This is a genomic window from Actinomadura rubrobrunea NBRC 15275 (genome assembly GCF_001552235.1).
GTDB lineage: Bacteria > Actinomycetota > Actinomycetes > Streptosporangiales > Streptosporangiaceae > Spirillospora > Spirillospora viridilutea.
The window spans coordinates 1-6802 of the sequence record NZ_BCQU01000159.1 but is presented as its reverse complement, the minus strand read 5'-3'; the positions used below and the strand labels follow the sequence as shown (position 1 = coordinate 6802).

General features: G+C 67.5%; 6 protein-coding genes. 2 read left to right on the top strand and 4 right to left on the bottom strand.

Annotated features, from left to right (window positions below):
• On the bottom strand, positions 1-315 hold a 315-nt coding region (locus tag AR3_RS28220), incomplete at its 3' end, for a hypothetical protein (protein WP_157406814.1).
• Between the two features lie 728 nt (positions 316-1043).
• On the opposite strand from AR3_RS28220, the gene AR3_RS28215 reads away from it, so the two are divergent.
• Complete coding sequence (locus tag AR3_RS28215; protein WP_067918576.1) at positions 1044-2777, top strand: phospholipid carrier-dependent glycosyltransferase; 1734 nt, start codon at positions 1044-1046, stop codon at positions 2775-2777.
• A 693-nt stretch (positions 2778-3470) separates the two neighbouring features.
• Here AR3_RS28215 and AR3_RS28210 read toward each other — a convergent pair.
• Both AR3_RS28210 and AR3_RS28205 read right to left on the bottom strand, forming a co-directional pair.
• The gene (locus AR3_RS28210) at positions 3471-3704 is read right to left on the bottom strand and encodes a hypothetical protein (RefSeq protein ID WP_067918574.1); all 234 of its coding nucleotides are present in this window, start codon (positions 3702-3704) and stop codon (positions 3471-3473) included.
• Between the two features lie 1038 nt (positions 3705-4742).
• Positions 4743-4955, bottom strand: a complete 213-nt coding sequence (locus AR3_RS28205; RefSeq protein WP_067918572.1) for a hypothetical protein — start codon at positions 4953-4955, stop codon at positions 4743-4745.
• A gap of 936 nt (positions 4956-5891) precedes the next feature.
• On the opposite strand from AR3_RS28205, the gene AR3_RS30935 reads away from it, so the two are divergent.
• A complete protein-coding gene (locus AR3_RS30935) occupies positions 5892-6110 on the top strand; it encodes a hypothetical protein (RefSeq protein WP_146150162.1) in 219 nt (72 codons plus the stop codon).
• 15 nt (positions 6111-6125) lie between these two features.
• Here AR3_RS30935 and AR3_RS28200 read toward each other — a convergent pair.
• Positions 6126-6802, bottom strand: a 677-nt coding sequence (locus AR3_RS28200) for a beta-propeller fold lactonase family protein (protein ID WP_157406812.1), incomplete at its 5' end; no start/stop codon positions are given.

The following is a 6802-nucleotide window of genomic DNA, read 5'->3' as shown; positions in this document are numbered from 1 at the left end:
GGCCGGCGCCTCCGGCGCCGTGGCCGCCTGCTCGTCCGGCGCGTCCACCAGGCGCGACACGCCCCGCAGCACCTCGTCCACGATCTGTCGGTGATACCGCTGCCCCGCCGCGGGTCCGCCGCCCGCCTCGGTGAGCGCGACCTCGTCGGTGTCGGTGACGGCGGCGTCGGCCGCGTGCGTCAGCAGCGCGGCGGCGATCCAACCCGCCAGCGCGAGACCGCCGACGATCGCGATGCGCGCCGCGAGCGCCGGCCGGGCAGGGCGGAGCCGATCCGCGGGGCGCCGCGCCCCGGACGGGATCGCTTCCGGCCACATCACCCTGGCTCCTCACTGACGATTCACCGACGCCGTCTCGGACGCCGTCTCACCGGAGCGGGCATCCGACGGCTCCGGGCGGAGCATGGCCGCCGCAACGGCCGGCCCAGCCCGCGCGATCGCCGGCTGCCCGCACCATCATGGCGTCATCATTGTGTTCTCGGCGTTTTCCGGAATGCCGAACACCGATCCGGCGAATCGACATGGATCGCCCCGCCGTCGCCCGGAATGGTCCGGCGGGGCGGCCCCGGAAAGAACCGAATCCATGGCGGACCGCCGCTGGACCCGCTCAATCGAGAGCCGATGGGCGAGCCGACGGGTCTGCCAAGCAGAAGGTAACACCGCTCCACCGGCGGATCTCAGAGAAATGTCTCGATCGCGGCCATCGTTTACCCGATTCGGCGGACTGTTTTACGGTGGCGGAGAGAGGCGGTTCCGGCGAACCGGACGCGTCCACCGTCGACGGCAAATCGGAATGCCGCAAAAAATGACGACAGAACGCCCCGCCTGCGGCATTCCCTCCCGCACCCCGCCCCGCCGCCTTCAGTAGGGCCCATGACAAGCGGCGGCCAACAATCCACCACGGGCACCACTTTTCAAAGGCGCCATACCCCCAATACCACAGAGCTTTGGGACGGGCCGTAATAGCCTTCTTCTGATCATCCGGAGCGCTCGGGCGGAACGTACGGCGCACGTCCGGCGGGGAGCGAAGCGAGGTATCGAGCGTCATGGGTTTCGGGCTGACGAGGGCACCTGCGGAGGCGGTCGCGAAGACCGCCGCGTCCGGACGGCGGATCTCCTGGCCGCACCTGCTGGCCGGCGGCTGGCTGCTGCAGTTCCTCGTCCGCCTGGCGCTCAGCTGGGCGCACCGCCTGCCGCCCGTCATGCCCGACGAAACGGGATATCTGGTCGCCGCGCGATTCATCGCGGGAAGAGAAGGAAGCAACCTGTCGGGCCTCGTGCTGTACCAGGGCGGCTATCCGCTGCTCATCGCCCCCGCCTACCTCATCACCGAGGAACCGCTCACCGCGTACCGGATCGCGCTGGCCATCAACGCGTTGATCGGCGCCTTCCTTTTCCCGCTCGCCTACATCGCCCTGCGCCGCCTGGAAATCACGAAGGGCAAGGCGTACGTGGCGGCGATGGCCACTGCATTGATGCCCTCAATCCTCCATCACGGGCAATTCGCGCTGACGGACGTGGTGCTCCCCGTGGCCGTCCTCGGCTGGCTGCTCTGCGTCCATTCGTGGCTCACTCGCGCCGGAATACGCTGGGCCGTCGCCGCCGGCGCGCTCGCCGCCTACACCTTCGCCACGCACAACCGCGGCGTCGTCATCGTCGTGATGCACGCCGCGCTGCTCCTGGTCGTCCTCGTGCGCGACTGGGCGGACAAGAACGAGACCCTGGCGTCCGCCGCGACGCTCGCCGGCGGCGGGGTCGTCGGATGGCTCATGAACGCGTGGCTCCTGCTGCGGCTCTACCCCGCCGGCGCCCAGACCCTGGACGGTCTGGCCAAGGAACGACTGACCAGCCTGGACGGATGGGCCTGGACGCTCACCCTCGTCACCGGGAAGCTCTGGTACCTGCTCACCTCCACCTGGGGCATCGCCGGTGTCGGTCTGATCGCCGCCGTGGTCGTCGCACTGCGCTCCGGTGAACCGCGGGCCGTGCGGGCAGCGGCCGCGCTCCTGGTGGGAACGACCGCCGGTATCGCAGTGGCGACCTCCGCGGCGATACCGAACGAGGGAACGGTCAGCAATCTCGTCTACGGCCGATACCTGTCCTGTGTCGCACCGGCGCTCTTCCTTTCCGGCTTCGCCGTGGCGTTCCGCGCGCGGTGGGCGAGCACCCGGTGGGCGGTGCTGGTGACGGCGGCTCTTGCGCCGCTGAGCGCCCTCGTCGTCTGGTGGTACTCCGACGGGAAGCTGTCCGACAAGATCTTCGTGCTGTTCGACTTCCCGGAGATGAGCGTGCTCACCCGCACCTGGCACGACCTCCGGCTGGGCTGGGCGACCTGCCTCGTGCTCCCCGTGCTTCTGCTGATCCCGCTGCTGCGGCACCGCAGGTTCTGGCCGGCCGCCCTCGGCGTCGTCATCGCCCTGCACTGCGCGGTCGCCACACTGGCCGCGCTGGAGATCAGCCGCACGCTGAGCAAGCAGATGGACCTCACGACCTCGCTGGCGCCGGCCGGGCTCAACGAGCGGGACGTCGTGGCGATGGACCCCGTCGGCATGGACCCGCGCGTCATCGTGTCCCAAATCTTCCAGACGCGCAGGCATCTGAGGGCGTTCGACCGCACCAAGGCCGGGTCCGTGTCGAAGGACGTGACGCTGGTCATCGTCCCCTTGGACCCCAAGCAGCCGGCCGCCAAGAGCTGGCCGACGGCGCCGCACGACTTCTCGATCGTCCACACCCACAATTTCTACTGGGCGAAGTGGGTAGCCTGGCGTCGCGTTCAATAAGGCGCTTCATATGCGACAGGGCGATCTGCCCGCGATAACGCGCTTCGGGGAATTTGCCGGCCGACGGAATCAGCAGCGGACCGCCCTGCGCCGGTCCGGCTCGATCAAGCGTTCACCACTATTCCAATGCGCCGACAGGTCGGCGCCCGACCGCGACGCGGCATGGCGGTCACGGTTCACCGCGGCCGTCGGCGGCGATTCGCGGACACGCGCGGCGCGCCTTTGACCGCTTGCAGAAGCGGCTCGGGTGCGCTTCAGTCCGCTACCTCGCACCCCCTGATGACCCCCGATACCGCCGAGAGGGACGCGGTTCCCGTTTTGTCGCCGTACATCGGCGCCAGTGTCGCATCGACAACGGCCACCGGTCCACCCGTCCCATCCACACTGGACGATTCACATCAACGGTGCGTGAGCCCGACACGGGCCGACCCGTCCGATTCGACGGCCGCGGCCACCAGTCGGACACCGCCCAGGCGCCTGCGCGCCGACCAGGGACACCGCCTCCTCAAGCCGGGAGGATCCACCCGCTTCCGGCTTGGGTCCTGACAACCCCCACGTTCTTCTCCGCACATGACAAAGGGGGTGCTGGGACGTTGCCGTCCCAGCACCCCGCTCTGCCGGTCGATCACATGCCGACCGCGTCTCGTCGCGATCGGATGGATCAGAGCGACGTTGCTTGCCTCGACGACCGGCTCAGATCACGCCGCCGGACAGGAGGCTGGCGTTGGCGGTCGCCGTCGCCGTCGCCGTGTTGGTGTTCGTGTTGGTGTTGGTGTTGTTGGCGGTGATGGTCACCGTCTGCCTCTGCGCTTGCGCGTTGATGTCCTCGCCGCCGCGCGGGGCAGCCTGAGCGGGCGAGCTCAGGAGCAGAGCCCCGGCCGCCGCGCCGATCGCCAGGCCAGCCGCAGCACAGGCCTTCTTCAGCATCGTGGTTCTCCTTCACCTGTCGTGGACAAGTTGTTTGATGGGGACGCTCTCGTCATGCGTGGTGCTCACGACTCGGAGAGCATCGATGTCCACCGTCGCGATCAAGAGTATTGGCGGCGATGCAAAGACAGGAAAAAGAGCACGAAAAACCGGTCAGAGTGAATCATAAATTGATCGCATGAACCTCGGGGCGATCAGCACCAATCCAGCAATCTGGACATAGCTCCACCCGCGGCCGGTAACGCGTCTTTCGGCCGATGACCGCCCGCCAATCGCACCGGAGAATGACTTTCGCGCCTTTTGGAATTCACAACGAGACGTGCGGCGGAGACGCACTCGGCCATTCCGATTAGCGGGATGCGCCGCGCGACTATGCGTCATCGCCGCCGCCGGCGGGCGCTTCGACAGGCTGCCGGGCGTCTATCGGGGGCCTCGCCCGGCCGTTTGCATACGGGGCCGTGAAGTGCAGCGCCTTCGGGGGCACGGCATGCCTCCGGCGACCATGGCGAGCCGCCGAAGGCATGCCGTCCGTGACCACACGATCCGATCGTGGCGCCGTTCCAGTGACGCCCGGCGTTCTGCAGGCGGTACGGAGGACGGATGTCGCCCTACGCACGAGGGCGAAGCGGTCAGGGAACCACCGCAGCGCCGCCCGCACGAGCATCAGCGGACGCCCTCCAGTGAAAGCCGCATGCTCTGCCGCCTCTCCTGCCGGGGCCGCACATCCGCGATCTGTGGCGCCACCCGCTCGACCGGCGACGTTCGCAGTGGCAGCCGCAGCCGTCCGGACTGGCCAGGCTCGCACCAGGAGCGCGGACTGAACGGGGAAGCACAGCCGGACTCCTCTGCGCGCTGCGGCTTGTCCGCCACACCTATAGACCATGGTGCGGACGGCGCGGCGCCATAAGGAGAGATGCCGGAACGCGATCGTTCCGGCATCCCAGGATCAGGCTGTTGAGCGGCTTACGCCGATCTCGGTGTCACAACCCCGGCATCGGCAGCCGGGAGCGCACCGCTCCGCGTCCGCCCGGAACGCGGTCACAGCTCCAGGAGCGACAGCAGGCCGGGGACGCTCACGGTCGCGGTGGCCGAGTTGTTGTTCGTGTTGGTGTTCGTGTTGGTGTTGTAGATGATGATCACGTTCTGCGGAGCGTCGGTCTGTTCGTCGGCGTGCGCGGGCGTGGACAGGAACAGGGCCCCGGCGGCCGCACCGACCGTTAGACCCGTGGCCGCGAAAGTCTTCTTGAACATCGTGATTCTCCTCCGTCAGTCGCGGCGAGGCGACGTACGCCTCACGGACACCGCCCCCGCCGTCTGGGAGCGCCAGCAGAACCTAGCCTGCCGACCCGATGTTTCAATAAAAGTAAACTGACACTCCCCGCTCGAAAAAATTTGCACGGTGAGATCAGTCCGTCACGACATGACTGCTAAAGATGACGCCGCCATATAGGCGGACGACTTCAAGCTGGGCGTACGTACGGCGACGTCGGCACTTCTCCTGCCGTTCCCTTTTCTTAGCGGTATCGCGGCATCTCGGCGGGCCGCCCCACCGACTCCGCCGCAAACCGAATACCCCTCAGATCCACGACATTCCGGAATCGACACCCGTCGGCGAGTCCGCGGCTCTCCCCACCACGCCCCACGCCCTCCCCCTCGACGGCCATCTGACTGCCGCACCGGGCGGCAAGCGGTTGGCGGGTACGAGGGATCGAACAGCCGGGACCTACCCGGTCCGTTGATCGCCGACCGGTCCGCTACGACCGATCCGCCCACCCGTCCAAGCGCTGACCTGCCCGAGCCCACCGCCCCATGGTCAACGGACACACGCCATCAACGTGACCATGCCGGATGACGAATCAGACCGCTCTGGTCGACCTCGCTCGCACGGACGGCGAGCTGATCATTTGCGACGTGCGCCAGGCGTTGACCCGCTACTTCGCCCACCGTCGGCGGCCGACAACCTCTCACGCGAAGGCGCGCCAAGGCCACCGCGCCGCCTCGCACAGTCGCCTCTCCCCCTTGGCGAAGTGCGCACCAGGCGCCGAGCGGCCTCGGCCCCCTGGTGGCGCTCCGTCCGGCCAGAACGGCCACGGCGATCAGCAGGCGCCTGGACCGGACCGCCATCCCCGCCGGCTGAGACGGCCGCGGCCAGCGTCCCCTCTCGCCGCCTCGCATGAATGTGCCACCGTGAAGGCCTCCTTTGCGCCGGGATACGGCCTTTCTCCCACCAGAACGGCCCTTCTGCCCCTCAGCCAGGCCGCGGTAGCCGCTCTCGACATCCCGCCGATGGTCTACTGGAGCGACCGCCATCCGGCCCTGGACCTGTCGCAACTTCGAATTTTTGAATGGGTCCAGGGCTGGAAAAACAGTGTTCCTACATGGACGCCACAGCTGATCAACTCATGACCATGACAGGGTGGTTCAGTCGGGGATGAGGCCGCTGACCACCCTGACGGGCTCCGAACCGACGGTGATCGTGCCGGTCACCGTGTTCGTCGCCGTACTGATCACCGATACGCTGTCTGAAAGGCCATTTGTCACGTAGACCCGAGTACCACCCGGAGTCACCGCCACCCCTAGAGGATTGGTGCCTACGGTGATCGTGTCGGTCACCGTGTTCGTCGCCGTACTGATCACCGACACGTTGTCCGAACCGACATTGGCCACGTAGACCCGAGTACCCCCCGGAGTGACCGCCAGCCCCTCCGGAGACACGCCGACCGTGATTGTGTCGGTCACCGTGTTCGTCGCCGTACTGATCACCGACACACTGTCAGCCAGTTGATTGGTCACGTAGACCCGAGTACCTCCCGGAGTGACGATCGGCGCCACCGGGCCGTCACCCACGGTGGTCGTGTCGACGATCGTGTTCGTCGCCGTACTGATCACCGACACGTTGTCCGAGCCGCCGTTGGCCACGTAGACCCGAGTACCACCCGGAGTCACCGCCACCCCCACCGGATCGTCCCCCACGGTGATCGTGTCGATCACCGTGTTCGTCGCCGTATTGATCACCGACACGTTGTCCGAGTCGCGGTTGGCCACGTAGACGCGGGTGCCACCCGGAGTGACCGCAAGCGCCCACGGGGTGTCACCGA